The organism is Bacillus piscicola, assembly GCF_022458745.1.
Lineage (GTDB): Bacteria > Bacillota > Bacilli > Bacillales > Marinococcaceae > Alteribacillus_A > Alteribacillus_A piscicola.
Genome location: NZ_JAJJJF010000001.1, coordinates 699,203 through 715,374, shown reverse-complemented (window position 1 = coordinate 715,374; position 16,172 = coordinate 699,203). Strand labels below are relative to the sequence as shown.

14 protein-coding genes are annotated in these 16,172 nt (G+C 43.1%); 1 reads left to right on the top strand and 13 read right to left on the bottom strand.

Annotated elements, in window-relative coordinates:
• Positions 1 to 30: 30 nt before the first annotated feature.
• The 11 genes from LOR49_RS03390 to hemA all read right to left on the bottom strand — a co-directional run bounded on the left by LOR49_RS03390 (position 31) and on the right by hemA (position 12,390).
• The gene (locus LOR49_RS03390) at positions 31 to 1,311 is read right to left on the bottom strand and encodes a TRAP transporter large permease (RefSeq protein WP_240374698.1); all 1,281 of its coding nucleotides are present in this window, start codon (positions 1,309 to 1,311) and stop codon (positions 31 to 33) included.
• Positions 1,311 to 1,802, bottom strand: coding sequence for a TRAP transporter small permease (locus LOR49_RS03385; protein WP_240374697.1), 492 nt, complete (start codon positions 1,800 to 1,802; stop codon positions 1,311 to 1,313). Before LOR49_RS03385 ends, LOR49_RS03390 begins: the two co-directional genes overlap by 1 nt.
• A 336-nt stretch (positions 1,803 to 2,138) precedes the next feature.
• Positions 2,139 to 3,200, bottom strand: coding sequence for a TRAP transporter substrate-binding protein (locus LOR49_RS03380; RefSeq protein WP_240374696.1), 1,062 nt, complete (start codon positions 3,198 to 3,200; stop codon positions 2,139 to 2,141).
• A 449-nt stretch (positions 3,201 to 3,649) separates the two neighbouring features.
• Positions 3,650 to 4,651, bottom strand: a complete 1,002-nt coding sequence (locus LOR49_RS03375) for a hypothetical protein (protein WP_240374695.1) — start codon at positions 4,649 to 4,651, stop codon at positions 3,650 to 3,652.
• Positions 4,641 to 5,903: a stage VI sporulation protein D gene (gene spoVID / locus LOR49_RS03370; RefSeq protein ID WP_240374694.1), complete on the bottom strand. Its 1,263-nt coding sequence runs from the start codon at positions 5,901 to 5,903 to the stop codon at positions 4,641 to 4,643. Before spoVID ends, LOR49_RS03375 begins: the two co-directional genes overlap by 11 nt.
• A 208-nt stretch (positions 5,904 to 6,111) precedes the next feature.
• On the bottom strand, positions 6,112 to 7,398 hold the full coding sequence (hemL, locus tag LOR49_RS03365) for a glutamate-1-semialdehyde 2,1-aminomutase (RefSeq protein WP_240374693.1): 1,287 nt from the start codon (positions 7,396 to 7,398) through the stop codon (positions 6,112 to 6,114).
• 22 nt (positions 7,399 to 7,420) lie between these two features.
• On the bottom strand, positions 7,421 to 8,407 hold the full coding sequence (gene hemB / locus LOR49_RS03360; protein WP_240374692.1) for a porphobilinogen synthase: 987 nt from the start codon (positions 8,405 to 8,407) through the stop codon (positions 7,421 to 7,423).
• Positions 8,400 to 9,185 (bottom strand): uroporphyrinogen-III synthase, encoded by a 786-nt coding sequence (locus LOR49_RS03355; RefSeq protein ID WP_240374691.1) that lies wholly within the window; start codon positions 9,183 to 9,185, stop codon positions 8,400 to 8,402. Before LOR49_RS03355 ends, hemB begins: the two co-directional genes overlap by 8 nt.
• Positions 9,185 to 10,117: a hydroxymethylbilane synthase gene (gene hemC, locus LOR49_RS03350; protein ID WP_240374690.1), complete on the bottom strand. Its 933-nt coding sequence runs from the start codon at positions 10,115 to 10,117 to the stop codon at positions 9,185 to 9,187. The genes LOR49_RS03355 and hemC overlap by 1 nt, the downstream gene beginning before the upstream one ends.
• A 30-nt stretch (positions 10,118 to 10,147) precedes the next feature.
• Complete coding sequence (locus LOR49_RS03345) at positions 10,148 to 10,978, bottom strand: cytochrome C assembly family protein (RefSeq protein WP_240374689.1); 831 nt, start codon at positions 10,976 to 10,978, stop codon at positions 10,148 to 10,150.
• Positions 10,979 to 10,995: 17 nt separating this feature from the next.
• Positions 10,996 to 12,390, bottom strand: a complete 1,395-nt coding sequence (hemA, locus tag LOR49_RS03340) for a glutamyl-tRNA reductase (RefSeq protein ID WP_240374688.1) — start codon at positions 12,388 to 12,390, stop codon at positions 10,996 to 10,998.
• Positions 12,391 to 12,649: 259 nt separating this feature from the next.
• Here hemA and LOR49_RS03335 point away from each other — a divergent pair, with 259 nt between their 5' ends.
• Positions 12,650 to 13,132, top strand: coding sequence for a LiaI-LiaF-like domain-containing protein (locus tag LOR49_RS03335; protein WP_240374687.1), 483 nt, complete (start codon positions 12,650 to 12,652; stop codon positions 13,130 to 13,132).
• A gap of 1 nt (position 13,133) precedes the next feature.
• On the opposite strand, the gene yihA is transcribed toward LOR49_RS03335, so the two are convergent.
• Both yihA and lon read right to left on the bottom strand, forming a co-directional pair.
• The gene (yihA, locus tag LOR49_RS03330; RefSeq protein ID WP_240374686.1) at positions 13,134 to 13,715 is read right to left on the bottom strand and encodes a ribosome biogenesis GTP-binding protein YihA/YsxC; all 582 of its coding nucleotides are present in this window, start codon (positions 13,713 to 13,715) and stop codon (positions 13,134 to 13,136) included.
• Positions 13,702 to 16,032, bottom strand: a complete 2,331-nt coding sequence (gene lon / locus LOR49_RS03325) for an endopeptidase La (protein ID WP_240374685.1) — start codon at positions 16,030 to 16,032, stop codon at positions 13,702 to 13,704. The genes yihA and lon overlap by 14 nt, the downstream gene beginning before the upstream one ends.
• Between the last annotated feature and the right edge of the window lie 140 nt (positions 16,033 to 16,172).

Genomic DNA, 16,172 nt, shown 5'->3' with positions numbered 1-16,172 from the left:
CCTTCACTCGAAGACCGGAGGGTGCTTACATTACGATTCAAAAACACCGACAAGGAACAGGCTGATTTGTGGAATAAAGGTAATAATCAGCACATCTGCGATCATCATGAACAAAAATGGCATAATTGCCCTGACTAACTTCTCATACGCTACTTCTCCGACTTGTGACCCGACAAACAGGTTAATACCAACTGGCGGCGTGATCAAACCGATAGAGAGGTTCACAATCATCACAATTCCAAAATGAACAGGATCCATTCCAATACTGGTAACAACCGGAAGCAAAATAGGTGTTAAAATGATAATCGAAGCAATTGTTTCCATGAACGTTCCTACAATCAACAAAAAGAGGTTAACAAGTAAAATAATGACAATTGGCGTAAGTGGGCTATCCATAAAGGACTCAGCCACAGCTTGAGGGATCCGCTGCCTTGTTAAAATCATCCCAAACAAAGAAGCGGTCGAAATTAACAGTAAAATAACTGAAGTAGTTACAACGGAAGAGACGAGAATTTTTCGTAAAACGGCGAAACTGATCTGCCGATACACGAAGAAGCCGACGAAGAAACCATATACAACAGCTACTACCGATGCTTCCGTCGGTGTGAAGATACCTCCGTAAATTCCTCCTAGTATAATAACCGGCATGAGCAAAGAAAGAAAAGCACTTTTAAATGACAGTGCCAGCTTTTTAACATTCATTTTTTCCTGTGTTCCCTTGTATCCTTTTATAACGGAAACGACGTAACTCACTAAAATAAGCGAAAGCCCCACCAAAATTCCGGGAATAATACCAGCGATAAATAAGCTGCTCACTGACACTCCCGCTGATACCCCGTAAAGAATAAGTGGGACACTTGGCGGGATAACAATCCCGGTTGTTCCGCCAGCTGCCTGTACGGCCGTAGAAAAGGCGCGGTCATATCCTTCCTTTACCATATACGGTATAAGAATACTGCCGACGGCCGCTGTTGTCGCTGATCCAGAACCAGACAGTGCCGCAAAAAAGATACACGTGACAATCCCAACGTGCGCAAGTCCTCCCCGCATCTGCCCGACCAGATTTTGTGCGAAGTCAATCAACCGCTGCGATATACCTCCGTGCTCCATTAGCTTACCAGCTAAAATAAAAAAAGGAGCAGCCATGAGCGGGAAGGAATCTAGTGCAGCAAACATACGCTGAGGAATTAATTCAAGCGGAAACGAACCACTTACAAGAAAAAATAGTAAGGAGGCCGTACCGAGCGCGATCGATATCGGTACGTTAATGAAAATCAACACTAGAAATACTACAAACAAAAAAATAGACATTATCCTTGAATCTCCTCGTGGTTAATTTTTGATGTCATTCTTTTCACCGTTACATCAATCAAGTTTAGAATCATTAAGACCGCGCTCACGGGTATAATGAGATACACATAACTCATCGGCAGACGCAGAGCCGGTGACCCCTGGACCCCGGCACCCTGCATTAACTCAAAACCTTTAACAGCTAATATGACAAAAAAGAATCCGCTTATTAAAGCGCCAATAACGTTGACTATTTTTTCCGGTACCGCTGGCAGCTTTTTCACGAAATAATCGATGCCTATGTGGGCTGCATATTGAAAAGCAATACTTGCCCCTAAAAACGTAATCCAAATCATCGAAAAACGGGCGATTTCTTCGGTCCACGAATAAGAAGTTCCAAAAAGGCCGCGCGATACAATCTGCATAAAGATGAGAACAACCATTAAAGTAAGCAACAGTGCACTGACTGCCTCTGTCGTCCGATTAATAACTTTCAGTATCGTATTCCACATAATTTTTCTCTCCTATTTACGTTCCAACTAAAATATCAAAGTCGTTTCTCTTAGCAAGTCTTTTGAGCGGCAGGGTCATTCTTGAAGTGTACTCCAACCGTACACGAATAACGAGGTCACTAAAATAAAAATTCTGAACTATCTTTTATTGCTATAAGTGTATCATAAGAACTAGAGGACCTCTATAACTATACAATAAAAAAAGTAGATCGTGAACCTTATACAGTCCTAGTTTTTATGAATAAGCATAACCGTGAGGGGAATGATAATCTGTTCGTTTCATAAAGAAAAGAACCGCCCACTCCTTAGAAAGAGGGCGGTTCTACTCCACACGCTTTATTCTACGTTACGGATTCGTTCAATCATGTCTCCGTACTGTTCCTCGTATTTTTCATACACGGGTTCAACTGCTTTACGGAAGGCCTCCATATCAATGTCTTCCGTCTCTACTATTTCAACCCCTTGCTCGATAATCTCTTGCTTTTGCTCGTCTTCCATATCAAGATTCATTTGACGTTGGACGCCAGCCATTTCTTGACCAGTTTCCACCATAATCTGTTGAATATCTTCTGGAAGTGACGCGAACGTATCTGTGTTCATAATAGCCGGCGCGGCAGCATAATAAATCCCTGTTTCGCTAAAGTATTTTTGCACTTCAAATAAATTCGGTGTATAGAAAACGCCGTAAGAAGCATCTAAACCATCAATAACTCCCTGCTGCAATGCTGTATAGACTTCTGGAAATGCGATAGGCGTTGGATCGGAACCAATAGCACGGTATGTATCCGTGTAAATTTCGTTTTCTACCGTACGCATCTTTAAACCCTTTGTATCTTCTGGTGAGGTAACAGGGCGAACATTATTCGTAATGTGACGCATGCCATTTTCCCATATACCTAGAGTCTTAAAACCTTGTTCATCAATAGATGCCATTAATTCTTTTCCAATCTCGCCATCAAGTGTCGCATAAGCATGTTCCACATCGCGGAACAAAAATGGCATCTCAAGAACGGATATCTCTGGAACAAAGTTACCTAGTGGACCTGCAGTGACAACCGTCATGTCAAGTGAACCGAGCTGTACCTGTTCTATTAAGTCACGTTCTCCTCCGAGCTGACCATTACCGAATATTTCAAAACTCACTCTTCCGTCCGTTTTTTCTTCTACTCGTTTGGTAAACTCCTCAATCCCCTTTGTATAAGAGTGTTCATCCGGGGCAATATGACCGATCTGCAAATTGAATTCCGCCTCACTGTTAGCAGCTTGGTCTTTTCCTTCTTGATTTTCTTCTGCTTCACTACTATTTTTCTCGGACTCGGCGTTGTCCCCTCCGCATGCAGTCAACAGACTGAATACGACCGCAGCAAGCAACATAAATAATAAATTTTTCCCCTTCACTTGTTTTCCCCCTTTAGTGCTGAAATGTACGCGGCTAATTGGCTGATTACCTTATCTATTTTACCAGGTTCACTCCTCTAGGCAAGCTAATCCTTTCAAATGAAAAATATCACTTTTTTTTATAAAATTCATACACTACTATATAAATCAAAGTGGGAGTAGGTGGAATGATGAGACCTTATCCTGGACCGCCGCGCCCCCCTTGCCGTCCTCCTAAAAAACCCAGAAGGCCTCCGAGAAGGAGACCATATTGGTGGCGAAGATGGAAACTCATTTGTACACAGATTTTATTTCCACTCGTTTGCTTTCAGCTTATTCGAACATTGATTCTGCCAACATCCTTTGACGTTGTGCTGCTTATTATTCTAGCTTGCTTGTTTTTTTACTGTCTATCTTCTCCCTATTAAGAACACCGTTTACATGATGAGCTATAAAAACGGTGTTCCTTTCTATTCCCTTTGGTTCTCTTCGTCGTTTCGAGAAGGCCAGCTCGTGATTTCGGCATGAACTTTCTCCATAAACCAAATATACTTCTCGAGCTCCAGTGTCCAAATGTGCTCCTCTCCGCGTATCCGCCCGGGTGCAAGTTCGATAAAAGAATAAATTCCCGTCTCTTCAAGCAACCGGCTTTTTAACAACCATTCGTCTTCAGGGTGGAACAATGCTGCATGCTCCCTATAGCTTTTAATCCAGGGATACGTTTGGATTGGATCCCACAGCCTTTCATACAAGCAAGCTTGGTATAAAGAAACAATATCATGACACGGATGGCCGTCTGCCGTGTTTTCCAGATTGATAAATTGGTAATTCCCATATTGATCTCGGATAATATGGTCTGGAGAAGGCCTGCCGTGGCAACGGACCGTGGTAATCTTTTCTTTGGGAGCTGCTTCATCCTCCCACTTTTCGTACCAATAGATGGAGTCTTTATGCAGCTGGTATATAAATGGAAAATGCATGAGAAAGCCGAGCTCAAACGGGGAATAATAATGTTTTTTCTCAATATGGTCTGCATACGCTTCTAGTTTTAATAATTGTTGCTCTCTGTACTTCCTGTATCGTTCACCGCTTTCTATCCAATTCTCTTCTCTCATTTTTTCATTTCGTCCTGTGAATCGATGAAAAAGAGCCAGTGTCTTAAAAAAAACTCCTTCTGGGTGCTGCCTGCTGCAATCCTCCCCCCATGACAGCAAATAAAATAATGAATTATTGTAGATGACATACCAATCGCCATAAACTGTACGGACTACAGGAGCAACCGTCCACGTCTCCTGCTTTTCAAAAAAACGGAGCGTCTGTAAGAAGCGCTCCGCTTGTTCATTATTCAGTTGTGTTTCCTTTAATGAGAATACTCCCTCATCAGCGGTAACCTTTGTCACTTTACCATGTGTTTCGAGGCTTTGGACATGAAGGGGATAAAAACCAAGCACATATTCAGCATTACTTTTCATGCTTTTGTCTCCTTGAAGCAGACGCTGGTATATATAAGATTTGCCCCTCCTCCAAATGTTCATCGTCTAAACGGTTATAGCGCAGCAAATGACTTATTGTCAGTTCGTATCTCTCAGCAATCGTGTCTAACGATTCATTTTCCTGAATAATACACATTTTCACACGAGAATATTCTTCTTCCCCGCTTGTCATCATCTTTGTCAAGTATAAGGCGTTGTCATCACGCCCTGAACCGGTATTTTCATTTTCCGTGTTAGCCCCTTCTCCTGCATCTTCATCTGCACCATCGTCAGCTTCTATATCATCCCGGGTATTTCCCACTACTGTTTCGTCAGCTTCTTCCTCACGACTGTGAAATGCTGTGACAATCGCCTCAGCCGATTCATCCTCGGTCAGTTCTGTTGCAGACTCTTCCTCATCGGTATCCTCCACTGTGGTAGTATCTTTAGACTCCAGTTCCTGTAACTCTGGTCTGTCACTCGAAGCTACTACACGGTTATCGTCATCGTCATCCTCTGATTCCTCTTTATCTATGCTCTCAGAAGTTTTTGTTTCCTCTTCTTCTTTTCCTTCCCTTGGTATTTTGTCTGCTGTCAAGTCTGCCTGGTCAGTCTCAACTTTTTGGAAGGCCGCAGAATGATCGTCATCAACCGGCTGCTCTCGAGCTGTCTCTATCGTTTCCTCGACTGCTTGTTTATTTTCACGAAGCGACTCTTTATCTTCGTCATGTTGATGATTTTTTTCTAGTTGCCAGTTCGGCATGGGGGAAGGAATACTAAGCGACATTTCTTGCTCTTCTTTTCGAGGTGTTTCTTCGTTTCTCATACCCGTGATACTTATATCGGCCGTCAATTGAATGCAATCCGATTCAGGCAAGTCATAATCAAATCCTTCAATCTGTACATATATGTCATCTAGGTTATGAATGCGTCGCAAAGGGATTGTAACATCCACCGGAAAATAATGTTTAATTTCCCCAACGCCGTTTGTCCCTTGCGTGTGTTCCTCTGCATACTGAGGGACGGGTGTGTCTTGTTCACTTTGTATTGCCTCATTCTCTTCGTCTTCAAACGGCAGGTACTCACCCTTTAAGCGAAGCCCCCCTTTAATCGCTACGTATTCTGACTTCTCCTCAATGTGAATATCCGGCTCGAGACCCAACGATACCAATTCTTTCATCCTTTGCCCTTGGTCGAGCCATACTGTCTCTTCCAAATTAAACGTAAGTGCTGTCGAATGGTCCGCTCCCATAGTGGCCCTCCTTTATTTTAAAAAAATCTTCTTTATCTTTTTCATAGTTGTTAGATGAACGGTGTTCGTTTGTTGCCTTTTTACATCCGTCCACTCACTGTCCCTTACAATATATGCGCCTACTTTTCCGTCTATGATTAAAAGGATCTAAACATAAAAAAACACAGACCCCATATATGGACAGTCTGTGCTTCTAATGATACCTGCGTTATTGTATTTTTGAAAATGCGTATGCAGCTGCTTCCACTGTTGCTGCGATATCCTCTTCTGTATGAGCCGTAGAGAGAAACATTGCTTCGAACTGAGATGGCGGTATAGAAACTCCCGCTTGCATGAGTGCAGCAAAGTATGTTTCAAACATTTCAATATTAGAAGTCTTCACTGTTTCAAAATTTACTACTTCCTCGTTCGTAAAGAAGAAACTAATCATAGATCCGATACGGTTAATTGTATACGGAATACTATGATTTTCAGCAGCTTCTCTCAATCCATTCTCTAGTTGCTTTCCGAGTTTATCAAAATGCTCGTAATGATCAGGAGTCAGTTGGATAAGTGTCTCGTAGCCAGCTGTCATCGCGAGCGGATTGCCTGAAAGTGTTCCTGCTTGGTAAATAGGACCGCTCGGCGCAATTTGTTCCATTATTTCACGCTTGCCCCCAAACGCGCCAACAGGAAGCCCGCCGCCAATTACTTTACCAAGACAAGTTAAATCGGGTATTACTCCGTACACGCCTTGGGCACTGTGATAGCCAACTCGGAAACCAGTCATTACTTCGTCGAAAATGAGCAGGCTGCCATGCTTCTCGGTCATATCCCGTACTCCCTGCAAAAATCCTTCTCGTGGGAGAGCAACACCCATATTTCCTGTTACAGGCTCCATAATGACCGCTGCAATCTCCTCTCCGTATTTTTCAAAAACGACCTGTAAGCTCTCCAGATCATTATATGGAACCGTGAGCGTATTTTGGGCAACGGCAGCAGGGACACCCGGACTGTCAGGAAGCCCAAGGGTTGCCACTCCCGACCCTGCCTTGATGAGAAGAGAATCGCCATGTCCGTGATAACAGCCTTCCATTTTGACGATTTTATCTCTCCCAGTATAACCTCGCGCAAGACGGAGTGCACTCATGGTCGCTTCGGTGCCGGAGTTAACCATCCTCACAACCTCAATCGATGGAACACGCTCAATGACAAGCTCCGCAAGCTTTGTTTCCATTACGTTAGAGGAGCCAAAACTGGTTCCTCTTTCTACTGCTTTTTTAAGTTGCTCTACGACGTGCTCGTCTGCATGGCCATGAATTAACGGCCCATACGACAATACATAATCAATATATTCATTTCCATCTAAATCTTTAATTTTGGAACCTTTTCCTTCTTCCATATAAACAGGAGAATGGTTGACTGATTTATAGGCACGCACGGGGCTGTTCACTCCCCCTGGCATAAGCGTCTGTGCCTTTTCAAAAGCAGTCTGTGATTTAGTAAAAGTTCTCATCCGTATCTTCCCCTTTCTACCCTTAGGAATTTGTTTCAGTGAGCCAACGGGCAGCATCAACCGCGAAATACGTAATGATCAAATCAGCTCCCGCACGCTTCATGCTGGTCAGCTTTTCTAATACGACTTCTTTTTCGTTGATCCAGCCGTTTTGAGCTGCAGCTTTTATCATCGCATATTCACCTGACACGTTATACGCTACCACTGGATAAGCCGTTTCGTTTTTCACTTCCCGCATGATATCCAGATAAGAAAGGGCCGGCTTCACAATAATAAAATCCGCTCCTTCTTCGATATCTGACTTAGCCTCTCGCAGTGCTTCCTCCCGGTTAGCCGGGTCCATTTGGTAGGTTTTACGGTCTCCAAAAGAAGGAGTACTGTTAGCGGCATCACGGAACGGTCCGTAAAATGCAGAAGCATATTTAACGGCATAGGACATAATTGGGATATCGCTGTACCCTGCCTCATCCAATCCTTTACGGATGGCAGCGGTGAAGCCGTCCATCATATTGGAAGGTGCAATAATATCAGCACCCGCTTCTGCTTGTGACACAGCCGTCTTCGTTAAAAGCTCAAGGGACGGATCATTTAAAACAACACCGTCTTCAATCACACCGCAATGACCGTGGTCTGTGTATTGACAAAGACATGTATCAGCGATCACTGTTAAACTCGGATGATCTCTTTTAATTTGACGAATTGCTTTTTGGACAATTCCTTCTGCTGCATAAGCTTGACTGCCGCAATCATCTTTCTGGTCCGGCACGCCGAAGACAATAACTCCAAGTACGCCGTTCGCTTCCAACTCATTCATTTCTTCCGTTAAATGATCAAGGGAAACCTGGTTAACACCAGGCATCGAAGCGACTGGATTCTTTTTGTCTTGGCCTTCTACAACAAATATAGGATAAATAAGATCTTCCTTCTGGAGTTGAGTTTCTCGAACTAACGCCCGCATACTTGAGGTACGCCGCAAACGTCGATGTCTGCGGAATGCTATATCATTCATAATAATCCTCCTTAAGTGATTTAATTAGAGCCGTCAGCAAACCTTCAATCGTATAGGGAGAAGCCGTTATACAATGATGAAACCCACACCGGCGCGCTTCTTTTTCCGTCACTGGCCCTATACAGACGGCAGGAATGTCTTTCCATAAACCACCGGGTAGTTTCCCATCAACAAAGTCAACGAATGCTTGTACAATGGAAGGGCTTGTGAATGTTAGAAAATCAATATCTTCTTGTTTCAACAAGGTTTGCAGCTGACTTTTATGGGCCTCATCAGGCACGCTCGTATAAAGCGGCATTTCCAACACTTCTGCCCCCGCCTCTCTAAGCGCAGGGGCGAGAACATCTCGTGCGAGCTGACTCTTCGGAAACAGGACTACATCATCCACCTGTATTTTTCTCCGTAAGGTTTCTGCCAGATCTTCGGCAACAAAGGTGTTTGGTATTACTTCGGGATGCCACCCGCAAGAAGCAAGCTCTCTCATTGTCTTGGTCCCAATCGCCGCGATACGCACATGTTGCGGCAGAGTCATATTACTTTCAAGTAGTGCTTCTTTAAAAAACCTCACCGCATTTACACTTGTGAACACGATCCAGTCATACGTATATCTTTGAAGTTTCTTTACCTCATTTTGCCATAATTCCAGAAGCCGAACAGTTCGAATCAAAGGAAGACTCGTCGCCGTTCCTCCCTTTTCCTCTATCAATTTTACGAGAGCAGGGGCTTGCTGCGCGGACCGAGTAACCAAAACATGTCGTCCGGAAAGCGGCTCGTCCATTACTGATCCAGCTCTTCTTTTACTTTATCCAAGATTTCCTTTGCTCCTTGACGAAGGAGAGACTGTGCAGCTTCACGGCCAACATTATTAGGGTCCGCCCCCTGTTTCATCTCTTTCAATATTGTTTTTCCGTCCGGAGAACCAACTAGTGCAGTTAGGCTCACTTCCCCGTTATCAGAAGTTGTCGCATAGCCTCCTATCGGCACTTGACAACCCCCTTCCACCTCTTGCAAAAATGCACGTTCAGCCGTTACTCTTTTGGCAACTTCTTCATCATTTATATGTTGCAGTAATTCAAGTACCTCTTTATCATCTGAACGACATTCAAGCCCTAAAGCGCCTTGCCCGACCGCAGGTAAGCAGAGATCCTCATTCAAATATTCGGTAACGATATCATCGCTCCAGCCCATGCGTTTCAGCCCTGCAGCAGCTAGTACAATCGCATCAAAATCTTCCTCACGCAGCTTGCGCAACCTCGTTTCAATATTACCCCGAATCCATTTTATATTGATATCAGGCCGCCTTGCTAAGAGCTGGGCAGAACGGCGCAAACTGCTAGTACCGACGACTGCACCCTCCGGAAGTTCGTCGAAACAGAGGTTATCGTTTGAAATGAGCACATCACGCGCATCTACCCGATTCGTAATCGCACCGAGCGTAAATCCTTTTTGCAATACTCCAGGCACGTCTTTCATACTATGTACCGCAATATCAATCTCTTTGTTCTCCATTGCTTCTTCGATTTCTTTTACGAACAGTCCTTTTCCGCCTACTTTGGACAAGGTCACGTCGAGAATTTTATCTCCCTTTGTGACAATTTTCTTCATTTCATACTGGAAAGGCAAATCAAGCTTTTGCAGCTGTTCAATCACCCATTCTGTCTGTTTCAACGCAAGATTACTTTTCCTAGTTCCTAGTACTATTGTACGCATAATAAGTCTACCTCCGTGATAAATAATGGATTAAAAATACCAAAAATGAAAATCAGTCAGCTCTCCGGATAAAAAATAGTTAATCAAAACGAGCAAAAAACATCCCATATTAAACAGAATCATATTGTAGCCCCGCTGCTGTTTAACAGCCCAAACGTACAAGTATATGCCATAAGTAATTAAAACAGCAATTGACCCGATTACTTTTGCATCGAGAATGGGCAAATACGCCAGCTGAATCGAGGACCACACGAACCCGAGAATAAGGCCGAGTAATAAACAAGGCACTCCCAAAGTCGTCATCACGAATGCCATCCGCTCTGCTTTTGCCAGATTTTCAAGGCGCAGCAGTCGCTTATTCCATTGTTTCCGCTTTAATAATTGATGCTGCAAAAAATACATGACACTAAATACAAATGCTACTGTAAAAGTAGCGTAAGCCAACAGAATAAGGCTAATATGAACGATGAGCAGCTCAGAAATCAACAGCTCATTTAAATCCGGAGGTACATCTCCATTTGGAGTGAAAAGACTAAAGGCCATCAATGCAAAACCAAGAACATTCGTAAAAAATACGAGGAAATCGATTCGGAAAAAGCGATTAATAACGAGTGATAACGTGACAAGAAGCCAAGCATAAAAAAATAACCCTTCAAATGTTGTGATAACGGGTAATCTGTCAAATTCCAAAGCCCTCAAAATAAAAAAGACAGTCTGCAATAACCAGACAATAGAAAGCAACCAGAAGGCGAATTTATTCACCTTCCGGTTGTCATGCAAAAAGTCAATAAAATATCCAAATACACTAACACTGTATAACACAATGGTTACGACATAAAGTACAGCGGAGACAGCAACCATTTGTTAAAACCCCTCTCCTATGGGCGTACTTTCACATCTGTCGCATAAGCATACGGGATGAGCGGGCGTTTTTTCTGTTTCCCCCACTCTTTTTCCGCTTCTAATACTTTTATTTGTTGCTCTTCCGCTTTTTTGGCTGACTCTAGTTCATCTTCCAGCGCAAATATTTCCGTGAGTAGCTGTAAAGACTCTTCAGCATTTGATTCTGCGGCAAGTTCCTTCGCTTTTGTTATTGGATCTCGAAGCATTTGATTAATAATACTCTTCGTATGCTTACGAAGCAATTTTTTTTCTCTATCTGACAAATCGGGCAGCTTTCGCTCAATACTGTCCATCGTTTCTGCTTGAATTTTAAGAGCTTTCGTACGCATAGCTGATATAATCGGGACAACCCCCAGCGTTTGTACCCAATCTTTAAAGCTTGCAAGTTCTTCTGCAATCATTTCTTCTATTTTAACGGCTGCTCTTTTTCTACTTTCCAAATTAGCTTCTACAATTCCTTGTAAGTCATCGATATCATAAAGGAAAACATTATCAAGCTTAGCCATATCAGGGTCAAAGTCTCTCGGCACCGCAATGTCTACCATAAAAAGTGGACGCCCTTTGCGTTGCTTTACTACTTTTTCAGCTGTTGGTTTTCTAAGCACGTACTCTTCCGCACCTGTTGATGAAATAACAATATCCGCATTTACTAAGTAATCCTGCAAACGCTCCATGCTGTCAGCCTTACCTAGAAACTTCTCAGCCAATTCAGCTGCCTTTGCAAACGTACGGTTTAAAACTGTAACTTCCGCCGCACCATTTGCATGTAGATGTTTAGCTGTTAGTTCACTCATCTTGCCTGCACCGAGAACAAGAATCTTTCTCCCACGAAAATCACCAAGAATTTTCTTGCCGAGCTCTACCGCTGCATAACTGACAGATACAGCATTATCATTAATCTCCGTCTCTCGGTGAGCTTTCCTTGCAAATGTAACAGCCTGTTTAAATAATTCATTAAAAACTGTACCGGTAGCCCCTTCTTCCTGGGACTTCAAAAAGCTGTCCCGTACCTGGCCCAATATTTGTGTTTCCCCAAGCACCATGGAATCCAAGCCGGCAGTCACTCGAAATAAATGCTGGATCGCTTCATCGTTCTCTCGAATATTTAAAAAAGGATTGAACTCTTCTGTCTGTATGTCAAACCATTGAGATAAGAACTTTTTTATAAAATGACGTCCTGTATGCAGTTGATCAGCTACTGCATACACTTCGGTCCTGTTACAAGTAGAGACAATGGTACACTCCAGTATACTTTTCATCCCACGAAGATGGTGGAGTGCCTCCGGGAGTGCCTCCTCTCGGAATGCCAGCCGCTCTCTTATTTCCACTGGGGTGGTTTTATAATCTAATCCTGCTACTAAAATGTGCACGTCTTGCTCCCCCCGTATAGTAATAGCGCATCTTTATGCTGCCTTTTATCCGCACAACTTTCAAAATTTCGATCTGGTTCGTCTTTTTTCTTTAAGTATCATTATAACACGCTTGTACTCATGCTCAAATGACAAATGTGAACACCCGCTGACATTCAGATTCAGACACCGATAGCATTTCTCGTTTGAAAGTTATACTTCTTATTATTCCTATGATAATATAAATAATCGATAACTTATCCTGGCAAAGGAGGTACTAATGAAAAAACAAAGTGTTTTTTACGGTATTATATTAATAGGGATCGGTTTACTTTTTCTCGCAGAAACTTGGCAGATAGCACTCACCGAATGGTGGCTTGAATGGCCGACGATTTTACTTATAATCGGTATTGCCTTTTTAATGACCGCCATTCGCGGACGACTGCCAATAGCGTTTTTACCTGGTGTGTTATTTTTGTTGTTCGGCGTTCAACTCCATTTTGTAAATTTAATACCGGGATGGCCGAATCATCTAGGTATGTATGCGCTGATCCTTGGGGCCAGCCTTTTTCTGGATTATATCAAAAACAGGAGCTCAGGCTGGTTCAGCGGCCTGCTGCTAATTCTAACTGGTGTTTTGTACTTTTTTGAAACAAGGTTGTACCAACTGTCAGAGGCCGCCATTATGTCTTCGATACCACGTTTCGCGCCATTTGTACTGCTCGCTGCCGGGCTCTATTTTCTGTTTGTAAAAAAACATTGAGCTATGTTAATTGTTTAATCGTTTTCCATGCCTCTTCTTTACCTTGCCCGGTTTCCGCCGAAAATAAAATCATTTTATCATCTTTTTCCATCTGCAAGGTTTCTTTTGCTTGCTTCACATGACGCGGGCGCTTGTTTTTCGATACTTTGTCGGCTTTTGTCGCTATCACCACAACAGGAAGTTCAAAGTGCTTTAAGTATTTATACATCTGTACGTCTTCAGAAGTTGGTTGATGTCTAATATCAATAATTAAAAAAACACCGCAGAGCGTCTGACGCTCGGATAAATAAGCCTCCACCATCGGCCCCCAGGACGCTCTTTCCTTTTTAGAGACTTTGGCATATCCATAACCCGGTACGTCTACAAAAGAAAGAGTGTTATTAATGGAGTAGAAATTAAGTGTCCTCGTTTTTCCAGGTTTCGATGAGGTGCGGGCTAAATTTTTTCTATTTACTAAGGTATTTATAAATGATGACTTCCCCACGTTAGAGCGGCCTGCCAAGGCAATTTCTGGCAAGCCATCTTGCGGGTATTGTTCTTTTGTTACTGCACTAATCATCAGCTCAGCTTTATTTACTTTCATGTTCCTCCTCCAGTGCCTTTTGTAATACTTCATCCAAATGCGATACTGTAATAAAAGTGAGCCCATTTCGAACACTTTCTGGTATGTCCTCTAAATCCTTTTCATTATCTTTAGGAATTAGGACTGTCGTTAACCCGGCTCGATGTGCACTCATTGCTTTTTCCTTTAAACCGCCGATTGGAAGCACTCTTCCCCGTAATGTAATTTCCCCTGTCATCCCTACTTCTTTTTTAACTTTCCGTCCAGTCAGAGCGGATATAAGCGCGGTCGCCATTGTAATACCGGCAGATGGACCGTCTTTCGGTGTCGCTCCTTCAGGGACGTGAATATGAATATCAAGTTTTTCGTGAAAATCAGGATCAATCTTTAACTCGTCAGCACGCGATCGAATATAACTAAAGGCAGCGCGGGCTGATTCTTTCATGACGTCACCAAGTTTACCGGTCAACGTTAATTCACCTTTTCCCTTTGCGAGGGATACTTCTATCGATAATGTATCTCCCCCACCAGTCGTGTAAGCAAGACCGGTTGCCGCGCCGACTTGATCCTCTTCTTCCGCAATCCCGTAACGGTAACGCGGCTTTCCAAGCATATCTTCCACTGTTTTTTCCGTTACAATAACTCTTTTTCTCTCACCGGATACGATCTTCTTCGCCGCTTTCCGGCAGACATTAGCTATTTCCCGCTCTAAATTACGGACTCCTGCTTCCCTTGTATAATACCGAATCAGCTTAAGCAGGGCTTCTTCTTTTACTTGGATGAGTCCTTTGTTAAGCCCGTGCTCTTCAATTTGCTTCGGAAGCAAATGCCCTTTCGCAATACCCATTTTTTCTATTTCCGTATAGCCGGCAATCGAAATGATCTCCATTCGATCTAGAAGCGGCTCCGGAATCATTCCCACGTTATTTGCGGTCGTAATAAACATCACTTTGGAGAGATCATACGGCTCCTCTAAGTAATGATCACTAAACGAACTGTTTTGTTCCGGATCCAATACTTCAAGCATCGCTGCGGAAGGGTCTCCCCTAAAACCGCTTGCCATCTTATCAATCTCATCGAGAAGAAAAACAGGATTTACGTACCCTGCCTTTTTCATCGCCTGGATAATGCGGCCAGGCATCGCGCCTACGTAAGTACGCCGGTGTCCACGAATTTCTGCTTCATCTCTTACCCCACCTAAAGAAATTCGCACAAATTTCCTTTCTAAAGCACGGGCAACCGATCGAGCAAGCGATGTTTTCCCTACCCCGGGAGGTCCGGCCAGGCATAAAATTGGCCCTTTTAAAGACTGTGTCAACTCCTGAACTGCCAGGTACTCTAACACACGCTCTTTCACTTTATCAAGGCCGAAATGGTCTTCATCCAAAATGTCTTGGGCGTTGTTAATATCAAGACGGTCGGTCGTTTCTTCCTGCCATGGGACAGCAGTTAGCCACTCAATGTAATTACGAATGACCGAGCTCTCCGCAGCTGCAGAAGGCATTTTCTCGTACCGGTCTAGTTCTTTTAGTGCTTTTTCTTCTACATTATCTGGCATATCCGCTTCTTTTATTTTATCGCGTAATTCGTCAACTTCTCCTCCTTTCCCTTCCTTTTCCCCTAATTCCTTTTGGATAGCCTTCATTTGCTCCCGCAAGTAATACTCTTTTTGGGTTTTTTCCATAGACTTTTTAACGCGCTGACCAATTTTTTGCTCGAGCCCCAGTACTTCTTTTTCATTATTCAAGATTTCTAAAATGTACATCAACCGGGCGCTAACAGATATTGTTTCCAAAAGTCTTTGTTTTTCCGCCACTTTTAACGGGAGATGGGAGACAATTACATCCGCAAGCCGGCCGGGCTCATCTATATCTTGCACGGTCTGCAACGTTTCAGAAGATACTTTCTTTGAAATGTTGACATATTGCTCAAATTGATCCAATACACTTCGCATAAATGCTTGTTCTTCCGGGTCATTTGTGCTGACCTCTTCTTCTAATACTTCCATTTCTACTTCCAGATAATCTTCACGATCGAGAAATTTGTTAATCTGGGCACGGGCCAGCCCTTCTACAAGCACCCGAATCGTACCATTGGGAAGCTTTAACATTTGTTTTATTTTCGCAAGTGTACCAACGTGATACAGGTCCTCTTTTTCAGGCTCATCAATCGATAAATCAACTTGACTTGTAAGTAATATTTCGCTGTCATCCACCATTGCCTGCTCAAGCGCCTGTACTGATTTCTCTCTTCCTACGTCCAAGTGAAGTACCATGGAAGGAAATACGAGAAGGCCTCTAAGCGGGAGCAAAGGGATGTTGCGTTTATTTTCACCCACTTAACAACACTCCCATCTAATAATAAATATGTATGTAGTTGAGTAAAAAGCTCGTAATCTAATGTGCATCACGAGCTTTTCTCGTTTGAAAAATGATATGAATGTCCTTCCGTAATTCTATCTTATTGATGTTCCGTTTG